General features: G+C 74.6%; 16 protein-coding genes and 1 pseudogene. 11 read left to right on the top strand and 6 right to left on the bottom strand.

Going from position 1 to position 21,039, the window contains the following annotated elements:
• The first annotated feature begins 206 nt into the window (after positions 1-206).
• From ACH4PU_RS21800 to ACH4PU_RS21790, 3 genes are all read left to right on the top strand, one after another.
• Positions 207-797: a hypothetical protein gene (locus ACH4PU_RS21800; RefSeq protein WP_398274376.1), complete on the top strand. Its 591-nt coding sequence runs from the start codon at positions 207-209 to the stop codon at positions 795-797.
• 120 nt (positions 798-917) lie between these two features.
• A complete protein-coding gene (locus ACH4PU_RS21795) occupies positions 918-1,667 on the top strand; it encodes an AzlC family ABC transporter permease (protein ID WP_398274373.1) in 750 nt (249 codons plus the stop codon).
• On the top strand, positions 1,664-1,978 hold the full coding sequence (locus ACH4PU_RS21790) for an AzlD domain-containing protein (RefSeq protein WP_398274370.1): 315 nt from the start codon (positions 1,664-1,666) through the stop codon (positions 1,976-1,978). The genes ACH4PU_RS21795 and ACH4PU_RS21790 overlap by 4 nt, the downstream gene beginning before the upstream one ends.
• A gap of 105 nt (positions 1,979-2,083) precedes the next feature.
• On the opposite strand, the gene ACH4PU_RS21785 is transcribed toward ACH4PU_RS21790, so the two are convergent.
• The 6 genes from ACH4PU_RS21785 to ACH4PU_RS21760 form a co-directional block, all read right to left on the bottom strand.
• A complete protein-coding gene (locus tag ACH4PU_RS21785; protein WP_398274367.1) occupies positions 2,084-5,116 on the bottom strand; it encodes an alpha-mannosidase in 3,033 nt (1,010 codons plus the stop codon).
• Positions 5,117-5,179: 63 nt separating this feature from the next.
• On the bottom strand, positions 5,180-7,462 hold the full coding sequence (locus tag ACH4PU_RS21780; RefSeq protein ID WP_398274364.1) for an endo-beta-N-acetylglucosaminidase: 2,283 nt from the start codon (positions 7,460-7,462) through the stop codon (positions 5,180-5,182).
• 114 nt (positions 7,463-7,576) lie between these two features.
• Positions 7,577-8,824 carry a glycosyl hydrolase gene (locus ACH4PU_RS21775; protein WP_398274361.1) on the bottom strand — a complete coding sequence of 416 codons (1,248 nt, stop codon included), beginning with the start codon at positions 8,822-8,824 and terminating at the stop codon, positions 7,577-7,579.
• A gap of 36 nt (positions 8,825-8,860) precedes the next feature.
• The gene (locus ACH4PU_RS21770) at positions 8,861-9,691 is read right to left on the bottom strand and encodes a carbohydrate ABC transporter permease (RefSeq protein ID WP_398274358.1); all 831 of its coding nucleotides are present in this window, start codon (positions 9,689-9,691) and stop codon (positions 8,861-8,863) included.
• A complete protein-coding gene (locus ACH4PU_RS21765; protein ID WP_398274355.1) occupies positions 9,688-10,626 on the bottom strand; it encodes a carbohydrate ABC transporter permease in 939 nt (312 codons plus the stop codon). The genes ACH4PU_RS21770 and ACH4PU_RS21765 overlap by 4 nt, the downstream gene beginning before the upstream one ends.
• 7 nt (positions 10,627-10,633) lie before the next feature.
• Positions 10,634-11,944, bottom strand: coding sequence for an ABC transporter substrate-binding protein (locus ACH4PU_RS21760; RefSeq protein ID WP_398274351.1), 1,311 nt, complete (start codon positions 11,942-11,944; stop codon positions 10,634-10,636).
• A gap of 153 nt (positions 11,945-12,097) precedes the next feature.
• Between ACH4PU_RS21760 and ACH4PU_RS21755 the strand changes: the two genes are divergently transcribed.
• From ACH4PU_RS21755 to ACH4PU_RS21720, 8 genes and pseudogenes are all read left to right on the top strand, one after another.
• Positions 12,098-13,147: a LacI family DNA-binding transcriptional regulator gene (locus ACH4PU_RS21755; protein WP_398274348.1), complete on the top strand. Its 1,050-nt coding sequence runs from the start codon at positions 12,098-12,100 to the stop codon at positions 13,145-13,147.
• Positions 13,148-13,261: 114 nt separating this feature from the next.
• Positions 13,262-14,857: an ABC transporter substrate-binding protein gene (locus ACH4PU_RS21750; RefSeq protein WP_398274345.1), complete on the top strand. Its 1,596-nt coding sequence runs from the start codon at positions 13,262-13,264 to the stop codon at positions 14,855-14,857.
• Between the two features lie 41 nt (positions 14,858-14,898).
• Positions 14,899-15,864 (top strand): ABC transporter permease, encoded by a 966-nt coding sequence (locus tag ACH4PU_RS21745; RefSeq protein ID WP_398274711.1) that lies wholly within the window; start codon positions 14,899-14,901, stop codon positions 15,862-15,864.
• Positions 15,857-16,711: an ABC transporter permease gene (locus ACH4PU_RS21740; RefSeq protein ID WP_398274342.1), complete on the top strand. Its 855-nt coding sequence runs from the start codon at positions 15,857-15,859 to the stop codon at positions 16,709-16,711. The genes ACH4PU_RS21745 and ACH4PU_RS21740 overlap by 8 nt, the downstream gene beginning before the upstream one ends.
• Before the next feature lie 458 nt (positions 16,712-17,169).
• Positions 17,170-18,072 carry an ABC transporter ATP-binding protein gene (locus tag ACH4PU_RS21735; RefSeq protein WP_398274708.1) on the top strand — a complete coding sequence of 301 codons (903 nt, stop codon included), beginning with the start codon at positions 17,170-17,172 and terminating at the stop codon, positions 18,070-18,072.
• Positions 18,065-18,715 (top strand): annotated as a pseudogene (locus ACH4PU_RS21730) (ABC transporter ATP-binding protein); the annotation flags it as partial. The gene ACH4PU_RS21735 and the pseudogene ACH4PU_RS21730, both read left to right, overlap by 8 nt.
• Before the next feature lie 460 nt (positions 18,716-19,175).
• Entirely contained in the window at positions 19,176-19,595 is a 420-nt protein-coding gene (locus ACH4PU_RS21725) for a (2Fe-2S) ferredoxin domain-containing protein (protein WP_398274339.1), read from the top strand.
• Positions 19,596-19,747: 152 nt separating this feature from the next.
• Complete coding sequence (locus tag ACH4PU_RS21720) at positions 19,748-21,034, top strand: M48 family metallopeptidase (protein ID WP_398274336.1); 1,287 nt, start codon at positions 19,748-19,750, stop codon at positions 21,032-21,034.
• Positions 21,035-21,039: the final 5 nt, after the last annotated feature.

Raw genomic sequence — 21,039 nt, 5'->3', positions numbered from 1 at the left:
GCACCACTCCAGGGGTCTCTGCGCTGATCCCGGGACTCTCTACCCGGTCTACCCGGGTAGACCACCCGGAACGCGGGGATCCGTCCTGGGTTCCGCGACGTTGGCGCGAACCCGTGCGGCGGCGGCCGCCGCCCCTTCTCCAGCGGGGCCCATCGTCCTACCTTCTCGGTGACACGACTGCGCGAACCCCCGTCAGGCGGACACCCATGACCGTCACCCCGCACGGAAGCCCTTCCTCGTGGTCCCCCTGGGACCTCGCCGCGGCGCGGACCCTCGCCCTGCCGTCCGGACCGCGCGACCGGCTGCTGGAGCACGCCCGCCGCAAGGTGACCGGCCGCCACCTCCCCGGCGAGCCCCCGCAGCTCAGGGCGTTCGGCCTGCTCGCCGGCGGCTGGCCGGAACCCGGCGTCCTCGCCGTGTCCGCCGTCTACCCGCTGACCCACAGCGCCCGGACCGACCCCGCCTTCGCGGACACCGTCGACGAGATCTACCGCGAGCACGCCCGCCCCACCGCCACGCCCCAGGAGCAGCGCGGCTGGGTGGCCCGCCCCGGCGACGTCCTGCGGGCCGAGGAGGACGCCGACGCCCACGGCTGGATCCTCTTCGGCAACTACCACACCCACCGGATCGCCTGGCCCGAGGACCCCGTACGCGACTCCTGCACCGCGTTCGACACGGCCCTGGCGCGCGGCAGCGGCATGTGGGTCCTCATCGTGTCCATGGTGGACCCGGACGCGCCCCGGATCCGCGCGTTCTACGAGGGGGATCCGGCGAGGGAAGCCGTCCTCACGGGGTGATCCGCGGCGCTCCGCCGGGCGCTGGGCCGAACGGGCGGTGTGCCGCGAAGGCCGCCCGGCGCGTCGCGCGGCCTGCCTAGGGTGGGAAGACGGCCGTTCCCCTCCCCTCCTGGAGGCCCAGTGCCCGTCGAGCGGACCATCCTCCTGCGCCCGGCCCGCGGCCCGCGGCTGTCCGGTGGCGGACCGTTTCTTCAGGGCGCGGCGCACGCGTTGGGGGCCGCCGTCGGCTACCTGCCCGTGGCCGCCGCCTTCGGCGCCATCGCCACGCGCGCGGGCCTGCCCCTCTGGCTGTCGGTCCTGATGTCCGCGTGGGTCTACGCGGGCGCGGCGCAGATGGCCGGGCTCCAGGCGCTGGCCTTCGGGCAGCATCCGCTGCTCGTGGCGGCGGGCATGCTCGTCGTCAACCTGCGGCACATCCCGATGAGTCTGGCCGCCGGGCCGCTGCTGGGCCGGGCGCGGCCGCTGGGCCGGCTGGCGCTGGCGCACACCCTCACCGACGAGTCGTTCGCGCTGGACCTGGGCCGGCCGGACCGGCCCACCGGCTTCCGCTACGGCGTCCACGCCGCTTGCTGGACGGCGTGGGTCGGCGGGACCGCCGTCGGCGCGGCGCTGGGGCCGGTCGTGCCCGAGGACGCCACCGCCTTCGCGCTGCCGGCGCTGTTCGTGGCCCTGGCGGTGGACGCGCTGCGGGCGGTGGACGGGTGGTGGGGGCGGGTGTGGGGGCCGGTCGTGGCGGTCGCGGTGGTGGTCGCCTGTCGTCCGGCGGGGGGCTTCGCGGAGCTTGCGGCGATGGTCGTCGTGACGGTGCTTCTGGCGGTGGCGGACGGGCGGGGGGCTCGCGTCCGGTCCGGGGGCGGGGAGGTGGTGTGAGCACCTCCGCCGCTCTGCTGGCGTCCGCCGTGGCGGGTGCCGGAACGCTTCTCATGCGGCTCGCGGGCGTGACGCCTCTCAGCCGCCGCCTTGGGGACGTTCCTTGGATGCGGCATGTGCCTTTGGCGGTGCTGCTGGTGCTGGCGGTGTCCGCTGTGGCGGGGGGTGGGGCGGCGGTTCCGTCGCCTCCTGTCGTCCTGGGCACTGGCGTGGTCGTTGTGGCGGCGGCTTGGCGGGCGCCGCTGTTGGTGAGTGTGGTGGTGGGGTGCGGGGTGTATGCGGTGGTGGGGGTGTGGTGGCCGGGGTGGTGAAGTGGGGTGGGCGGGGCGGGGTGATCCGCCCCGACCCCGCCCTTTCACCGTTTCTCGCGGGGGACAAGCCCCCCGCGCCCCCAAAGCGCGCTTCGCGCGCTGTCCTCAAACGCCGGACGGGCTAGCGCGTCGCACTCTCAGCGTGACGATTTCGAACGGCCGTAGCGTCAGCTCCACCGCGCCGTCCCTCGACTCCACCGCCTCCAGCGGGCGTTCCAGCAGGTCGCAGCGGTGGACGGAAGCTGCCGGGAAGGAGAACGTGAGACCCGCCCCGGTCCGGCCGCCCAAGGACTCGTACACGCGGACCACGACGTCGCCGCTCCCGTCGTCCGCCAGCTTCACCGCCGACACCACCACCGCCTCGTCGTCCACGTGCACCAGGGACGGCGTCCCCCGGTCGCCCGGGACACGGCGTTCCGGGATGCCGACGCGGTGGCCCTCGCACACGGCGTCGTCGATGCGGGCGCCCGGCACCAGGGCGTAGCCGAAGCGGTGCGTGCCCTGGTCGGTCCTGGGGTCGGGGAAGCGCGGGGCGCGGAGGAGGGACAGGCGGAGTGTGGTGGTCGTTCCGGGGGTGCGTGCCGTGCGCGTCACGTCGTAGCCGTACGTCGAGTCGTTCACCAGGGCCACGCCCCAGCCGTGCTCCTCCACGTGCACGAAGCGGTGGGCGCACGCCTCGAACTTGGCAGCGTCCCAGCTGGTGTTGGTGTGTGCCGGACGGTACAGGTGACCGAACTGGGTCTCGGCGGCCACCCGGTCCGCGTGCACGTCCAGCGGGAAGGCGGCCTTCAGGAACTTCTCCGTCTCGTGCCAGTCGACCTCCGTCGTGAAGTCGACCCGCCGCACCCCGGCCGGCAGGGCGATCCGCTGCTCGGCCCGGGACGAGTCGAACGCGCGGACCACCCGGACCGCGCCCTCGTCCGTGAGCTCCATCGACTCCACGTCCGTGAGGTCGGTGACGGTGTTCCGGTAGAACCGGTCGACGTCCCAGGCGTCCCACATGTTCGGGAAGTCCTGGTGCAGTTGGAGGAGGTTGGCCGCCGCGCCCGGGGGAACCGTCTCCCGACGCGTCTCTTTATCGACCACGGAGACCACCAGGCCGCGGGCGTCGATCTCCACCCTCAGCAGACCGTTCTCCAGGACGTACCCGCCGCCCTCGCGGGACATGGCCGTCGCCGCCACCGGGCGCGGCAGCTCGTCCGCCGGCCTGGCGGACCGGGCCGGGACGCAGGCGCGCCCGTGCGGCGCGGCGTTGAAGACGACCGTGCGGCCGGCCGAGCCGTCCCCGGCGAGCGCCGCCAGCGCGTCGGCGATCAGCGACTCCAGCTCGGCGGCGACCGCCGCGTAGGTGGCCGCGGCCTCCCGGTGCACCCAGGCGATCGACGTGCCCGGCAGGATGTCGTGGAACTGGTGCAGCAGCACCGTCTTCCAGAGCCGGTCCAGCCGCTCGTAGGGGTACGGGAAACCGGTGCGCACCGCCGCCGTCGCCGACCACAGCTCCGCCTCGTACAGCAGCCGCTCGGCCCGGCGGTTGCCCTGCTTGGTGCGGGCCTGGCTGGTGAGCGTGGCCCGGTGCAGCTCCAGGTACAGCTCGCCGGCCCACACCGGCGCGTCCGCCGCGTACTCGGCGTGCGCCTTCTCGAAGAACACCGACGGCCGTTCGAACACCACCCGTGCCGAGCCCTCCAGGTCCGCGAGCCGCCGGGCCCGCGCCAGCATCTCGCGTGTCGTCCCGCCTCCGCCGTCGCCCCAGCCGGTCGGGGCGAGGGAGCGGGTGGCGCCGCCCTTCTCCCGGAAGTTGCGGACGGCGTGCGCCAGTTCCTCGCCGGAGAGCTGCGCGTTGTAGGTGTCGATGGGCGGGAAGTGGGTGAAGACGCGGGTGCCGTCCAGGCCCTCCCACCAGAACGTGTGGTGAGGGAACTTATTGGTCTTGCTCCAGGAGATTTTCTGGGTCAGGAACCACTTCGACCCCGACAGTCGCACCAGTTGCGGGAGCGCGGCCGAGTATCCGAAGGAGTCCGGCAGCCACACCTCCTCCGTCTCGATCCCGAACTCCTCCAGGAAGAACCGCTTCCCGTGCGTGAACTGCCGGGCCAGCGCCTCCGACCCCGGCATGTTGGTGTCCGACTCCACCCACATCCCGCCGACCGGCACGAACCGCCCGTCCGCCACCGCCTTCTTCACCCGCGCCCAGACCTCCGGCCGGTGCTCCTTCACCCACGCGAACTGCTGTGCCTGCGACATCGCGTAGACGAAGTCCGGCTCCTCGTCCAGCAGCGCCGTCATGTTGGACGTGGTCCGGGCCACCTTGCGGACCGTCTCGCGCAGCGGCCACAGCCACGCCGAGTCGATGTGGGCGTGCCCGACCGCGCTGATCCGGTGCGCCGACGCCTGTGCCGGGGCCGACAGGACGCCGGCCAGCAGCTCGCGGGCGCGGCCGGCCGTTCCGCCGACGTCCTGGAGGTCCACGGCGTCCAGCGCCCGTTCCACCGCCCGCAGCACCTCCCAGCGGCGCGGCGACTCCTCGGACAGGCCGGTCATCAGCCCGTCCAGCACCTCCAGGTCGTGCACCAGCTCCCACACCACGGCGTCGAACACGGCCAGGTCCATGCGGGCCAGCCGGTAGCGCGGGCGGCGGTCGGCCGTCGCGAGGTCGCCCAGCTCGGTCGGGCGGAACGGCTCGTAGTCGAGGATCACCGGGTTGGCGGCGGCCTCGATGTGCAGTCGCACCTCCTCGCCGCCGGTGACGGGAGCGCCGATCCGCACCCACTGGTTGCGCGGATTGAGGCCCTTCACCGGCGAGCCGTCCGACCGGTAGACCAGCCCCTCGCACTGGAAGCCGGTCATGTTCGGGTCGAACCCCAGGTCCAGCAGCGCCTCGACGGTCCGCCCCGCCCACGCGGCCGGCACCCGGCCGGTCACCGTGAACCAGCTCGTCGCCCAGGCCGGCCCCCAGGCGTCCCCCGGCCCGATGGGCTCGCGTGGCGCCGCCAGACCCTCCGCGACGGGCACGGGCTCGCCGGGCGCGTGCCACACGCCGACGGTCAGCGGCACCGATTCGGGGTACACGGCCGGGCGGATGCGCTCCTCCAGCACCCGCCGCAGGCGGTCTTCGGTGGTCGTGCGGTCGTTGTGCATCGAGTGTCCTTACCGATCGGGTTGCCGGGGGCTCGTCACCGGGAGTTCGTCACCGGCGGTTCTTCAACGGGAGTTCGGGTTCGGCCAGCGGAACCGGACGACGGCGGGGGCCGAGGAGGCGTACAGCTCGTCCACCGCGCGCACCTCGACGCACGTGACCGCCTCGCCGGCCGTACGGCGCAGCTCCGGAACGTAGGAGGCATGCCCACAGGTGCCGCCGAGGAAGCGGAGGCCGCCGCCCGGCAGGCGTTGGCGCAGTTCGTAGTGGCGGACGGTCCCGGCGGACGCGCGCCAGGCCAGGCGGAGGGCCGCCGTGCCGTCGGGGCGGACGGCCGCCGCGGTGATCTCCGGCCGGTCCGGCCGCCCGGGCGGCTTCGGGACGCCGTCCCGGACGGCCAGCCGGCCCAGCCGCCAGCGCACCGGCCCGCCGCCCGGCGCGGTGAGGCGCACGCCCAGCGTGCGGAGCGTGCCCCGGGCGCGGCCCCGCAGCAGCGCGCCGGCCCGGACGGTCACCGTGGTCCATGCCGGACCGGCCCGCCCGGCGGCCAGGACGCCGGCGCGCCCGTCTCCCGCGTCCGCGACGAACTCCACCCGCACGGGCGAGCTCCCCGCGTCCCTGCGGTACGTCAGCTCGACGACCGTGGACGGCGACAGCGGCAGCCGGGCGGCGTACAGCTCCACCGTCGCGGGCTCCGGGAGCGGGCCGGCGACCAGCAGGCTGCCGCCGCCGTGCCAGGCGTCGGCGAAGTCGTAGCCGACGGACGGGGCCGGGTCCGGGCCGGACGTGACCCGGCGGCGGCCGGGCAGCCGGTCCTGGAGGCCCAGGTGGTGCCAGGGGCCGGACGGCACGGGCCGCCCCCGCTCGTACCAGCCGAGTCCGTGGCCGGTGTTGAACACGGTGGCGAAGGGGAGGGCGGTGAGGGTGGAGCGGTCGGCGACGGACGCGGCGGGGGCGCGCCAGGTGCCGTCGGTGAGGGTCCAGAAGCGGTCGTCGCGGGCGTGGAAGGCGGCGGGGGAGCGGTCGGTCGCCTGCTTCCAGGTCCACTCGGGACGGTACAGGCCCAGCGAGGTGACGTGCGGGCGGTCGGGCGGGAGGACGGCGTCCCAGTCGACGGGCGTGTCCCAGCCGCGCGCCTCCACATCGACGCCGGCCCACAGCTCGTACCGGTCCCGGCCCATGGCCTCGGCCCGCTCCCCTGACGACCGCAGGCCCCCGCGCGTCCAGCCGAAGTTGACGAACATCGTGCTGGCGGCGCGGAAGAAGGCGTCGTTGCGGTCGTTCAGCTCGTTCTGCCAGGCCACGTCCCCGGAGATCGCCAGCGCGTCATACCAGGTGACGCGGAGTCCGGAGGCACTGAGGTGTGCCACGAAGTCGCGCATGTCCGCACCGAGCCGGGCGTCGCCGCCCTCCGTCTCGGCGTTGAGGAACCAGCCGTCGAAGCCGTACGCGCGGGCCACCGCGGCCAGCCGGCCGGCCAGCGGGAAGCCGCCGTCCGGCCCCCGGCGCAGCAGGTCCCGCGTCCACTCCAGCCGGCCGCCGAAGGCCGCCGGGGGCAGGAACACCGTGCCCAGGACGGGCACACCGTGGCGGTGGGCGGCGTCCACGACGGGCGCGGTGGGCGCGAGGATCAGGCCCTCGCCCGAGGAGCCGCCCCAGAAGACCAGCTCGTCGAGGCGGGCCCAGTGGGTGAACGCGTAGTGGTCGGCGGTCGGCCCGCCCTGGGACGGGTGGCCGGAGGTGGGGGCGAAGGAGACCAGGGCGCTGATCCGGGCCTGCCCGGCCCGGGCGCCGTCGCGAGGTGGGGGAGTGAAGCGCGGGGCGAGCGGGACGGACGAGCGGTTGAAGGGGAGGTCGGGATCGTCCTCGGGTCTCCACCGGGCGAGGCCGCGCCAGACGACGCCGGGCGGGGGCGTTCCGGGGGGCGGGGTGTCGGGGAACCAGTAGGAGGCGTACGGCTGGAGGTCCGGGGGCGCGTGCGCCGCACCGGCGCTCGGTGCGCCGCGCCCCGGGGAGTCCGCCCGCCCGGCGGCCCGTGCCGCCGACGGCCGGGTGAGCGGCGCGGCGAACGCGGTCGCGAAACCGGCGGCGAGGACGGCGCGGCGTGCGGGTCCGTCGGCGGCAGGCGCGCGGTGGGTGGTTCCGGCGGGGGCCGACCGGCGGGCGGGTTCGTCGGCCCCGGCTGGTACGGGTCCGTGGGCGGGCGTGGGCGGGACGGATCGGTCGGCGGCCCCAGCAGCCCCGGCGGGAGCGCCGGGAACGGCTGGGTGGGCGGATCCGGTGGCCCCGGCGCCGACGGTCGGCCGGGCGGATCCGGTGGGCCCGGATCGGTCGTTCGGTCCATGCATGATGTTCCTCCGAGGGGATATGCGGAGGGACAGCCCCGGCCCCGGGGATCGCGCCCTCCTCGTTCGGCTCCGGGTCCGCGGGCGGACCGGGCCCGTGGCGGTGTCCGGCGGCGGTCAGGGGAGCCGGTCGACGGCGACGGTCTCCTTGATGCCCCGGCCCGCCAAGTGGCCCGGTTCACCGATCCGTTGGGAAAGCACCACGGCCGGCCGGACACCGTTCGCGGCGTTCCGCATCCACGCCTCGAAGAAGGCTCCGCCCGGCGCGCACAGAGGCCGCAGCGGAGCGCTCTCCACGTCGCCGGCGTCCAGGATCAGCGCCGTGCGCCGGGGCGCGGGTTCGGCGTACGCGCCCTCCCGGTACTCCCGTACGACCCGGGCCAGCGCCTCGCCCGCCGGTTTGAGCCGGCGGTCGTTGGTGAACAGCCCGAGGTCGTACTCCAGCGCCGGGAAGTCGGCCAGGGCCCGGTCCACGTCGTGCGAGCACCACCAGGTGACGCCCCACAGCCCGGGGCAGTCCAGCGCGTTGCGGACGGTGGTACGCGTGAACTCGGCCGCCCGCGCGGGCGGTACGTGCGGCGCGGGCGCCCCGACCTCCTGGAGCCAGACCGGGCGCGCCGGATCGTCGGCCCACGCCTTGGACAGCTCGATCAGGTACGCGGCGTGCAGCCCGGTCGCCGCGCCGTCCGGGCCGTGCCGCTGGGCGGTGCCGTTGAACACCCAGGAGTGCACGGCGGTCATGGCGCCGATCCGGGCCGCGTGCGCGGGCGTGAACGGGTGCGTGCCGTCGTACCAGGCGGCGTCGTACGCGGCGTGCAGGTGTCTCCGGCCGGGCGCGGCCTGCTCGCACGCCTCCGTCATCCGGCGCAGCCAGTGGCCGGCTTCGGCGGTGGTGATCCGGTCCGGGTCGGGGTGCGGGTCGCCGGCGAACTGGTTGGTCTCGTTGCCGACCGTCATGCCGAGGAAGTGGGACCGCCCGGCGAGCGCCCCCGCCAGCTCGGCGAGGTAGCGGGCCTGGGCGTCGACGACGTCCGGGTCGGTGAACAGGTTCCTGCGGTGCCAGGTGGTCACCCACGAGGGCAGGAAGTCGAAGCTCGACAGGTGCCCCTGGAGCCCGTCCACGGCGACGTCGAGTCCGCGCTCCCCGGCCGCGTCCACCAGCCGGACCAGCTGCTCGACGGCGCGCGGCCGGATCAGTGTCCGGTTGGGCTGGAACAGCGGCCAGAGCGGGAAGACCCGGACGTGGTCCAGGCCCAGCGACGCCACGCCGTCCAGGTCGGCGCGGACGTCGTCGAGGTCGAAGTCGAGCCAGTGGTGGAACCAGCCCCGGCTCGGGGTGTAGTTGACGCCGAAACGGACGCTCATGGAGCTCCTCTCCGGAGAACGGGGTCGGGGGCCGGTTCAGCCCTTGACGGCGCCCTCGCCGGTCCCGCGGAAGAAGTACCGCTGGAGGCAGGCGAACAGCACGACGAGCGGGGCCACCGCGATGACGGTCCCGGCGGCGACGAGCCGGGGGTTCTGCTGGAAGGTGCCGTGCAGGAAGTTCAGGCCGACGGTCAGCGTGTAGCGCTCGGAGTCCGAGAGGACGATCAGCGGCCAGAGGAAGTCGTCCCAGGCGCCCATGAAGGCGAAGATCGCGACGACGGCGAGCGTCCCGCGCACCGACGGCAGCGCGATCCGGGTGAACCGCTGCCAGGTGTTCGCGCCGTCGACGACCGCCGCCTCCTCGATCTCGCGCGGAATGCCGGCGAACGCGTTCCGCATCAGCAGCACGTTCAGCGCGCCGACGGCCCCGGGCAGCACCACGGCGGTGAGGGTGTTGTTCAGGTGCAGGTCGCGCATCATGGTGAACTGCGCGATGACCAGGGACTCCGCCGGTACCAGCAGTGCCGCGACGAAGGCCAGTCCCGCGATCCCGCGGCCCCGGAAGCGCAGCCGGGCCAGCGCGTAGCCCGCCGTCGACGCCCCGGCCAGGTTGGTGAACACACTGGCGACCGCCACCTTCAGCGAGTTCAGGGCGTAGTCCCATACCGGGATGATGTCCGCCACCTCGGCGTAGTTGTGCGCGGTCGGGTGCGCGGGCAGGAAGCGCGGCGGCGAGGTGTAGACGTCCTCGGCCGTGCTCTTGAACGAGGTGGACAGCTGCCACAGGAACGGGCCGACGGTCAGCGCCAGCACCGCGAGCAGCAGCACGTAGCGGAACACCCTCTCCGCCCACGACGTCCTGGTCACCGGCGCCCCTCCCGACGGTCCGCCGCGTCCCCGCCCCGGCCGGCGCGCAGCACCAGCAGCATCAGCAGCAGCGCGATCACGAAGACGACGAGGGAGAGGGCCGAGGCGTAGCCGACGCGCCCGTCGAGCCCGGTGCCCGTCCGCTGCACCAGCATCACGAGCGTGGTGTCCTCGCCGGCCGGCCCGCCGGTGGGTCCCGCCAGCAGGAACACCTCGGAGAAGACCTTGAACGCGGAGACCGACGACAGGGCGCCGACCAGCACCATCGTGGAGCGGACGGCCGGCACGGTGACGCTGGCGAAGCGGCGCAGCGGGCCGGCGCCGTCGACCGCCGCGGCCTCGTGCAGCTCGCGCGGCACGTTGGCCAGCGCGGCGAGGTAGATGACCATGTAGTAGCCGAGGCCCTTCCACACGGTCAGCGCCATCGCGCTGAACAGCAGCAGCCAGGAGTCGCCGAGGAACGACACCGGCCCGCCGCCCAGGACCTTGAGGATGCCGTTGACCAGCCCCCGGTCGTCCAGCATCCAGGACCAGATCAGCGCCACCGCCACCACCGACGCCACCACCGGGGTGTAGAACGCGGCCCGGAAGAAGCCCGTCCCCGGCAGCCGCTTGTGCACCAGCAGCGCCAGCAGCAGCGGCAGCAGCACGGTGAACGGGACGACGAGGACCACGTACAGCGCGCTGTTCCGCAGGGCCACCCAGAACTGCTCGTCGTGCAGCATGTCCCGGAAGTTCCGCAGCCCGACCCAGTGGCCGGGGACCAGCGTCCGGGCGTCGGTGAACGCGTCGTGGACGGTCGTCAGGAACGGGAAGAGGCTGAACGCGGCGAGGACGCCGAGCCCGGGCAGCAGGAGCAGCCAGGGGGTCGCGGGGTGGTGGAGGCGGACGCCTCTGCGGGCCATGTCTCCGCGGGCCATGTCTCTGCGGGCCATGGCCGGATCACTTCCGCCGCAGCAGCCGGTCGCTCTGCTCCACCGCGTCGTCGAGCGCTTCCTTCGGCGACTTCTTGCCCTGGAGGGCCTTGGCGACCTCGTTCCGCAGAATCGTCTTCATCTCGTCGCTCATCACCACGGGCGTGTAATTCACGGCGCCTTTCAGCGCTTTCGCGGAGGCTACCCGGACCCGGCCCTCGTCCGTCCCGTCGTCCTTCGTCCAGTACGGGTCGTCGAGCGAGCCCTTCGTGCTCGGGAAGACGGCGACCCGGTGCGCGAACGCCTCCTGGTTCCTCCGGTCGGTCACGAAATGGGCGAAGGCGATGGCCGCGGCCTTGTGCTTGCTGTTCTTGTTGACCGCGAGCCCCATGACGTACATGTTCGGCTTCCCGGTGTTGTTCGGGGCGTCGGTGATTCCGAGGTTCCGGTACAGACTCGGCGCGTTCTTGCGGAAGTTCGCCAGGTCGTTGGCGCCGCCCGGATTCATGGCGACCTTCTGCTCCAGGAATTTCCGGCCCGCCTGTTCCGGGGTGCTCGTCAGCGCCTGCGGATCGAGACCGCCGTCGTCGTGCAGCCGCTTGTAGCGGGTCAGCAGCTCGACGCCCTTGGGCTCGTTGTACGTGAACCGGGTGGCGTCGTCGTCCATCAGCCGCACGCCGTACCGGCCGAAGTCCTCGATCGCCGGGGTGCCCGCCAGGGTGGCCGTCCGGCCGCCGGACCGGCGCGACATCTCCGCCGCCGCGGTGAACAGCTCGTCGTAGGTGCGCGGCGGCTTCTCCGGATCCAGGCCGGACTCCCGGAAAAGGGACTTGTTGTAGAAGAGCGGGCCCGTCGTGAGGTACCAGGGGAACGCGTACGAGCCGTCCAGCCCCGGCAGGGTGTTCCCCCGCCACGCCTCCGCGGTGTACTCGTCCCGGAACTTCGCGGCCACCGGCTCCTTGTCGAGATTCAGCAGCACGCCCGCCTTGGCGAGCGGATAGGAGAGGTCGGGGGAGACGTTGACGACATCGGGCAGGGTGCCGGCGGCGGCGTCCGCCCCGAGTTTGTCCGCGTAGTGCTCGGCGGGCTGGTCCAGCCATTTCACCGTGACATCGGGATGCTGTTTCTCGAATTCCTTCGCCAGGGACTCGAAGTAGTCCTTGTAACCGGCCCGGAGGTTCCAGGTCTGGAACGAGATCCGGCCCTCGATCCGCCCGTCCGCCGCCGAACCGCCACCCCCTCCGTCGTCGGAACCGCAGGCGCTCAGCGCCAGCGCCAGGGCGAGCAGCGGAACGGCCGGCCGGACGGTTCTCCGGACGACTCCACGGGACGGGTGCATGACCGGGCTCCTTCGGTCGGGCCGGAAGGTGGCGGTCCAAAAGGTGCACCCGGAAAGGGAGTCACGTCAATACTTCCGTCAACGACTAATGCGCTTTAGTGTGTTGGTGCCCGGGCCGGTGCCGGGCCCGCTCCGGACGTCCGAGGAGACCCCATGCGCCGCCTGCCGGCCCGCCGCCCGACCATCCGCGACATCGCCCGCCGCGCCGGGGTGTCGGAGAGCGCGGTGTCCTTCGCGCTCAACGGCCGCCCGGGCGTCTCGGAGGGCACCAGGGAGCGGGTCCGGCGCGTCGCCGAGCAGTTGGGCTGGCAGCCCAGCACGGCCGCCCGCGCGCTGTCCGGCGAGGGCTCCGCCACCGTCGGCCTCGTCCTCGCCCGGCCCGCCAGGACCCTCGGCGTCGAGTCGTTCTTCCTCCGGCTCGTCTCCGGCGTCCAGGAGGCGCTCGCCGCGCGCGGGCTCGGCCTGCTCTTCCAGGTGGTCGAGGACGTGGCCGCCGAGTGCGCCGTGCACCGCCGCTGGTGGGCCGAGCACCGCGTCGACGGCCTCCTCGTCGTCGACCCGCGCGCCGACGACCCCCGGCCCGCCCTGCTCGCCGGGCTCGGCCTGCCCACCGTGGTGATCGGCGCGATGGACGACCCCGCCTGGGAACCGGCCCCCGACGGCGCGCTCTCCAACCTCTGGGCCGACGACGCCGAGGCTATGGACTCCGTCGTCGCCCGGCTGGACGCCCTCGGCCACCGCCGCGTCGCCCACGTCGCGGGCCTCGGGGAGCTCGCCCACACCCGGCGCCGCGCCGCCTCCCTGCGCCGGGCCGCCGAGCGCCACGGCCTGCACGTCACCTCCGTGACCACGGACTACTCCGACGCCCAGGGCGCCGAGGCCACCCACCGGCTGCTCGCCGCGCCCCGGCCGCCCACCGCCGTCGTCTACGACAACGACGTGATGGCCGTCGCGGGCCTCGCCGCCGCCGCCCGCCGCGGCCTGGCCGTCCCCTCCGACCTCTCGATCGTCGCCTGGGACGACTCCGTCCTCTGCCGCAGCACCCACCCGCCCCTCACCGCCCTCGCCCGCGACACCGCCGCCTTCGGCCGGCGCGCCGCCGAGGAACTCGTCGCCCTGCTGGACGGCGGCCCGGCCCGCCGCACCCGGGACGCGACGCCCCGGCTGGTGGAACGGGGATCGACGGGACGGCCCGCGGGCTGACGCCCCCGCTCACCTGACACAGCCCTCCCACCTCGATCATGGCCACTCCGCGCGGTGCGATTTAATTGCGAGGTATTCGCAACAGCAATCGAGAAGTGAACTGGGGTGGAGGGCATGACGGCCCGGTCCATACGGGTGACGGCCGCCATGGTCGCGGCGGGCATGCTGGCCACGGGCGCCGCCGCCTGCGGCAAGCCCGGCGGCGGGAACGGTTCCGGCGGGGTCAGGGACTCCCTCGTCGTCGGCCTCGCGAACGAACCGGAGACCCTCAGCCCCCTGCTCGGCTACGGCAAGGACGGCAACTCCAAGATCTTCGACGGCCTGCTGCGCCGCGGCGCGGACATGAAGCTCCGCCCCGCCCTCGCCGCGTCCCTCCCGAAGGTCACCGACGACGGCCGCACCTACACCTTCCCGCTCCGGCACGGCGTGAAGTTCAGCGACGGCAAGCCCTTCACCGCCGAGGACGTCGTCTTCACCTACCGGACGATCCTCGACGAGAAGACCAACAACGCCGACAAGGGCGAGCTCGCCGCCGTCGACAAGGTCACCGCCCACGGCGACGACACCGTCGTCTTCTCCCTCAAGTACCCCTACGCGCCCTTCGCCGAGCGCACCGTCCTGCCGATCGTCCCCGAGCACGCCGCCAAGGGACAGGACGTCAACACCGGCCCCTTCAACACCAAGCCCATCGGCACCGGCCCCTACGTCCTCACCGGCTGGAGCAAGGGCGAAAAGCTGACCTTCAAGGCCAACCCCGGCTACTGGGGCGGCGAGCCGAAGGTCAAGAAGCTCACCATGGCCATCATCAAGGACGACGACGTCCGGGCCACCCGGCTGCGCAGCGGCGACCTCGACGGCGCCATCCTGCCGCCCAACCTCGTCAAGGGCTTCCAGGGCGACGACGGCAAGACGACGATCACCGCGAAGACCACCGACTTCCGCGGCGTGACGCTGCCCACCGCCAACAAGGTCACCGGCGACACCGCCGTCCGCCGCGCCCTCGACCTCGCCGTCGACCGCGACGCCATGGTCAAGAGCCTGCTGGAGGGCGCGGGCCGGGCCGGCTACGGGCCCGTCCCCACCGACAGCGAGTGGTTCGCCAAGGGCACCGAGCGCCCGTACGACCCGGAGAAGGCCAAGAAGCTGCTCGACGACGCGGGCTGGAAGCCCGGCGGCGACGGCATCCGCGAGAAGGACGGCCGGCGCGCCGAGTTCACCCTCTGGTTCCCCGCCGGCGACAAGCTCCGCCAGGAGCACGCCCTCGCCTTCGCCTCCGACGCCAAGAAGATCGGCATCCGGGCGAAGGTGCAGAGCGGCACCTGGGAGGTCATCCAGCCGCGCATGAAGGACGACGCGGTCCTCGCCGGCGGCGGCAACCCGGCCGACCCCGACTTCGACCTCTACAACCTCCTGCACTCCTCCCTCGCCCTCGACGGCTTCAACAACATGGCCGCCTACAAGAACCCCGAGGTCGACAAGGCCCTGGAGGAGGGCCGCCGCAGCGGCGACAAGACCGTCCGCAAGGCCGCCTACGACAAGATCCAGCACGCCCTCGCCGACGACCCCGGCTACGTCTTCCTCACCCACGTCGACCACCTCTACGTGATGAAGGACAACTGGAAGGACCTCACCACCCAGGTCGAGCCGCACGACCACGGCCTCGGCGCCGGCCCCTGGTGGAACGTCGAGGACTGGCAGCCGAAGCGGTGAGCACCCGCGGGACCCGCAGGACGGCCCCGCCCTGGGGGCCGATGGCCCGCATGGCGGGACGGCGGCTGCTCGCCGCCGTCCCCGTCCTGCTCGTCGTGACCTTCGCCGTCTTCGCCGTCGCCGCCGCCTCCCCGTTCGACCCCGCCCGGGTCTACGCGGGCGGCGGCGGCCCCGGCACCGGCCAGGACGTCCTCGACCAGCTCCGCCACAACCTGGGCGCCGACCGGCCGTTCGCCGCCCGCTGGTGGGACTGGCTGACCGCCGCCCTCGGCGGCGACCTCGGCGTCTCCACCACCCTGCGGCAGCCCGTCGCCCAGGCCATCGGCGAACGCATCGGCTGGTCCGTGCTGCTCTGCGGCACCGCCTTCGCCGCCGCCGTCCTGGCCGGCACCGCGCTCGGCGTGCTCGCCGCCCGGCGCCGCGGCGGCCTCCTCGACCGGGCCGTCACCTCCCTGGCGTATGTCCTGGAGGCGGCGCCGCCGTTCTGGCTCGGCCTGCTGGCCGTCTGGTTCTTCGCCCTCAAGACCGGCGCGCTGCCCGCCGGCGGCCTCACCGACACCGGCAGCGACACCGTCACCGCCGGGCAGGTCGCCTCCCACCTGGTGCTGCCCGCGGCCGTCCTCGCCGTCACCCAGCTCCCGTGGTTCGTGCTGTACGTCCGCCAGGGCGTCGGCGACGCGCTCGACGAGGACCCCGTACGCGGCGCCCGCGCCCGCGGCCTCTCCGAACGCACCGTCCTGCTGGGCCACGCCCTCCGTTCCGGACTGCTGCCGGTCCTCACCCTGATCGGCTCCCGCGTCCCCGAACTGATCACCGGAGCCCTGCTCGTGGAGACCGTCTTCAGCTGGCCGGGCATCGCCTCCGCCACCGTCGACGCCGCGACCGGCGTCGACTTCCCGCTGCTCGCCGCGCTCACCGTGCTGGCCACGGCCGCCGTGCTGATCGGGAACCTGCTGTCCGACGTCCTGTACGGGCTGGCCGACCCGAGGGTGGGCTTCGATGGCTGAGCTCGCGCTGCCCGCCCGGCGCCTCCCTCGCCCGCCCAAGGGCGCGGTGAGCGCCGCGCTCGTCGCCGTCACCGTGCTGACCGTCGTCCTGGTCCCGCTGTTCGTGCCGTTGGACGAGCAGGCCGTCGACCTGGCGTCCAAGCTCCAGGCGCCGAGCACGGCCCACCCCTTCGGCACCGACGAGGTCGGCCGCGACCTGCTGCTCCGCTCCGTCTACGGGCTGCGGGTCTCGCTCCTCGTCGGCGCGGTCGCCGCGCTCGTCGCCACCGTCGTCGGCACGGCCGTGGGCGCCCTCGCCGGGGCGCTCGGCGGCTGGGCCGACCGCGTCGTCATGCGCGTCGTCGACCTCTTCTCCTCCGTGCCGCACCTGCTGCTCGGCATCTTCGTGGTGGCCATGTTCCGCCCCGGCGTCGGCCCGGTCATCGCGTCCATCGCCGTCACCCACTGGCTGTCCACCGCCCGCATCGTCCGCGCCGAGGTGCTGTCGCTGCGCTCCCGCCCGTTCGTCGACGCGGCCGTCTCCGGCGGCTCGTCGCGGCTGCGGATCGCCGTACGGCACCTGCTGCCGGGCGTCCTGCCGCAGGCCGGACTGGCCGCCGTGCTGATGATCCCGCACGCGATCTGGCACGAGTCGGCCCTGTCGTTCCTGGGCCTGGGCCTGCCCACCCACCAGGCCAGCCTGGGCAACATGGTGCAGGCGGCGCGGGGTTCGCTGCTGGCCGGCGACTGGTGGCCGACGCTGTTCCCCGGCCTGTTCATCATCGTCCCCACCCTGGCCGTCGCGGGCCTGGCGGCCGCCTGGCGCGAACGCCTCTCGCCTCGGCGGCGATCGGAGCTGACGCTTTGATGGTCCCCACCCCGCCCCGACCCGATTCCCGTGGGGGAGAGCCCCCGCGTACCCCCCGGACGGCCGTGGGCGCCGTCCCCCGCCCCCCGCAACCGCGCTCCGCGCGGCCGGCCTCAGACGCCGGCCGGGCTGAGCCGGCCGAGCGGCGGGCGCACGAGCGGGGCATATCAGCCCAGCCGGCCTCTGAGGCCGAGCGGCGGAGCCGCGACGAAGCGGGGGCGCGCGGGGGCGCAGCCCTTGCGGATAACGGGGAGGGGCAGGGCCGGGGCACGGTTCCGCAGGGAACCCCCTCCCTGGAGCCAGCCCGGCCGGTGTTTGAGGCCGAGCGGCGGAGCCGCGACGAGGCGGGGGCGCGCGGGGGCGCAGCCCCTGCGGGAAACGGGAAGGGGCGGGTCTGGGGCAAAGCTCCGCAGGACGTCCCCCTCTTGGACGTCCAGAACCTTTCCGTCCGCTTCCGCATGCGCGGCGCCCGCGAGATCGCCGCCGTCACCGACGCCACCTTCCGCCTCCACCCCGGCGAATCCCTCGCCCTCATCGGCGAGAGCGGCTGCGGCAAGTCCGTCCTCGCCTCCGCCCTCCTCGGCCTGCTGCCGGGCAACGCCCGCACGGAAGGCCACGCCTGGCTGAGCGGCGGACGGGCAGGCGACGACCGGCTGGACCTCCTCGCCGCCGACGAGCGCACGCTCGCCCGTACCGTCAGAGGCCGCCGCATCGGCCTCGTCCCCCAGAGCCCCGCCGCCCACCTCACCCCCGTCCGCTCCATCCGCTCCCAGCTCCGCGAGACCCTCCGCGAGCTGGCCGGCCGGCGCGACGGCGAGGAAGCCGCCGCCGCACGCGCCGCGTTCCCCGCCGACCACCTCGACCGGCACCCGCACCAGCTCTCCGGCGGGCTCGCCCAGCGCGCCGCCACCGCCCTCGCCCTCGTCGGCGACGCCCCGCTGCTGCTCGCCGACGAGCCGACGACCGGACTCGACCGCGAGCTCGTGGACCGCACGGTCGACGAACTGCGCGCCCAGGTCGACCGGGGCCACACGCTCTTGATGATCACGCACGACCTGGCGGCGGCCGAGAGGATCGCCGACCGCGTCGCCGTGATGTACGCCGGCCGCATCGTCGAACTCGCCGACGCCAAGACCTTCTTCGGCACCCCCGGCCCTCGCCACCCCTACGCCCGCGGCCTGCTCGACGCCCTGCCCGAACGCGCCTTCACGCCCATCCCCGGCATGCCCCCGGAACTCGGCGGCCTCCCCGCCGGCTGCGCCTTCGCCCCCCGCTGCCCCCGCGCGGCGGACGCCTGCGCCGCCGTCCCGCCGCTCACGGACGGCGTCGCCTGCCACCACCCGAGGAGCGACCGTGCTTGAGCTGCGCCGCGTCACCGCCGGCTACGAGCCGCGCCGGCCCGTCGTCCGTGACGCCTCCCTCACCGTGGCCGCGGGCGAGGCGGTCGGGCTGCTCGGCCCCAGCGGCTGCGGCAAGTCCACCCTGGCGAGGGTCGCGGCGCTGCTGCACCGCCCCGACGCCGGCACGGTGATCCTGGACGGCGAACCCGCGCGCGGCTGGCGGCACCGCGCGCCGCGCGAGCAGCGCACCGCGTTCGGCGTGGTCTTCCAGCAGCCGAGGATGTCCGCCGACCCCCGGCTGCGGCTCCACGACCTGATCGCCGAACCGCTCCGCGCCACCGGCCGCCGCGCCGAGGCCCCCGACCGCGTCCGCGAACTCGCCGCCGCCACCGGCCTCACCGCCGACCTGCTCACCCGCCGCCCGCACGAGGTCAGCGACGGTCAGCTGCAACGCGCCTGCCTGGCCCGGGCTCTGGTGCTCCGGCCGCGCTGGCTGGTCTGCGACGAGATGACGGCCATGCTCGACGCCTCCACGACGGCCGCTCTGGTCGCCGTCGTCGAGGACTACCGCCGGGAGACCGGCGCCGGCCTGCTGGCGGTGGGCCACGACCCCGTCCTCCTGAACCGCTGGTGCGACCGGACGATCCGCTGGCAGGAGGTGGCCGGCGAGCCGGCCGGGGCCGCGAGGACCGGTGAACGGGCGGCGGCCGTGGCCGTCCCGTCGGCCCGGGAGGAGTCCTCCGACGCGCGGGTGAGCAAGGGCGAAGGGCCCCTGCCCCCGCCCCCCGACTGACGGCCGTTCACCGCGCGGCCGGGAGACCGGCGCCGGTGACGGGCCCGCTCTGGGACCGAGAACGGTCGGCGGCCCTTCACCGCCCCGCGTCGCGCTCGACCGCCGGTGCCCCTGCGCCCGTCCGGACCCGTGCGACGGTCACCGCACCCCGGCCGCCGCCCGGACCGACAGCCGCTCTCGGCCCGGTCACGGGCCCGGAAGACGCCGGACGGTCCGAGCGGCGCGGGCTGACGGGGCCGGTCCCGGCCGACGGCGCCACGGTCCCGCACCCGACCCGCACTCCCGTCCGACGGCCACCTCTCCGCCCCACCCTGATGACCAGGAGGACCCCATGACCGCCCCCGCCGGGAAACGCCCCCGCCGCGCTGGCGCCGCCGCGCCCGCGGCGGACCGCTGCACCGTCACCGTCTGCCGCGGCTGCTGCTGCGGCACCCCCAAGATCCCCGGCGTCGACCACGCCGCCCAGCTCCGCGAGCTGCGCCGCGCCCTCGACGGCACGGCCACCGTGCGCGTCACCGACTGCCTGGACGTCTGCGAACAGGCCAACGTCATCGTCGTCCAGCCGTCCCGGGCCGGCCGCGAGGCCGGTGGCCGTCCGGTCTGGCTGGGCCTGTGCAACGACCCCGACGTCCCCGCGGACGTCGCCGCCTGGACGGAGGCGGGCGGCCCCGGCCTCGCCGACCCGCCGGGCGTCCTCGACCTCTACGTCTTCGCGCCCTCCCGGCGGGTGCGCGGAGGCGTGGCGGACTAGCGGGCCGGCGGCGGCCGCCCGCCACCTCCCTCTTCGCCGAAAGCCCTTTACGGGAGCGCACCGGTGTGATGACCTTGCCCGGCCGATACGAGAACGGCCGATACGAGGACGGCTTCCGGGGGCGGGGCCGCAGGGGTGGGGAGAACACACCGGTGCCCGACACCACAGAACGGACGACCGGGACGTGCCCGCAGTGCGGGGCCGGGATCCGGGCCGACGAACGGTTCACCGCCTGGTGCGCCGCCTGCGACTGGAACGTGGACCCGGCCCGGCCCGAGGAGCGGCCGGGCCGGCGGGAACGGACGCAGCGGGCGCTGGCCCGCCGGCACGGCGAACGGCTGCACGCCGAGGTGACGTCCGGCCGGCCGCTGCGGCCCCGGCGCGACGCCTCCGCTGTCCTCGCGCAGGTGATCGCGCTCGCCGTCCACGGAACGACCGCCGTCCTCGTCGTGGCGGGCGTCTGGCTCCTCCTGGTCGGCCTGGGCGGCGCCGGAATGGTGCTGGGGCCGGTCCTTCTGGTGCTGGCGTGGGTACTGAGACCCCGGTTTCCCGGGCTGTCCGCGAAGGGCCCCGTCCTGCGGCGCGCCGACGCTCCCGAGCTGTACGCGCTCGTCGACGAGATCGCCGCCGTGGTCGGCACCCGCGGCGTGGACGCGATCGCGATCGACCCCGACGTCAACGCGAGCGTGACGACGTACGGAGTGCGCGGCCGTCGCCTGCTGACGCTCGGCCTGCCGCTGTGGGAGACCCTCACCCCGCAGCAGCGGATCGCCATCCTGGGTCACGAACTCGGCCACTACGCCCACGGGGACATCCGTCACGGGCACGTGGTGGCGACCGCCTACTGGTCGCTGACCACCTGGCACTACATGCTCGCCCCGATCGCGCGCCCGTCCCTCGCCGAAATGGCCGCGAACCTCTTCGGGCTCGTCCCACGCCTGCTGGTCCGGGGTCTGCTCACGCTGCTCGATCACCTGACGCTGCGGGCCACCCAGCGGGCGGAGTACCTGGCCGACGCCGCGGCGGCCAGGGCCGGTTCCACCGAGGCGGCCGTGGGCTTCATGGACCGGCTGCTGGTCGGAGACTCCCTGGTCACCGCCCTGCGCCGCGAGGCCGGCACCGCCCGGACGGGCCGGCGCGACGCCGGGCGCGGTGAGGCCGCCCGGGCGGACGGGCTGTGGGCGCGCCTGGCCGAGCACGCCGAGACCATCCCCGAGCACGAGTACGAGCGCCGCCGCCGGGCCGGGGCCCTGCGGGGCCACGCCGTCGACTCGACCCACCCCCCGACCCACCTGAGGCGCGCCTGCCTGCTGCACGGAGAGCCCCTGCCGCCGGCCGTGACGGCGGACGACGGAAGGGAGCGGCGGATCGCCGCCGAACTCGCCGACGCCCGCGGCATGCTGGCGCGGGAGCTCGTCCGTTACGGCGTGCGTGGTTAGCCGGG

The organism is Streptomyces sp. NPDC021100 (assembly GCF_044333095.1).
In the GTDB taxonomy this organism is placed as follows: domain Bacteria; phylum Actinomycetota; class Actinomycetes; order Streptomycetales; family Streptomycetaceae; genus Streptomyces.
Note: the sequence above shows the minus strand (reverse complement) of the source record. Positions and strands in the feature narration are given on the sequence as shown.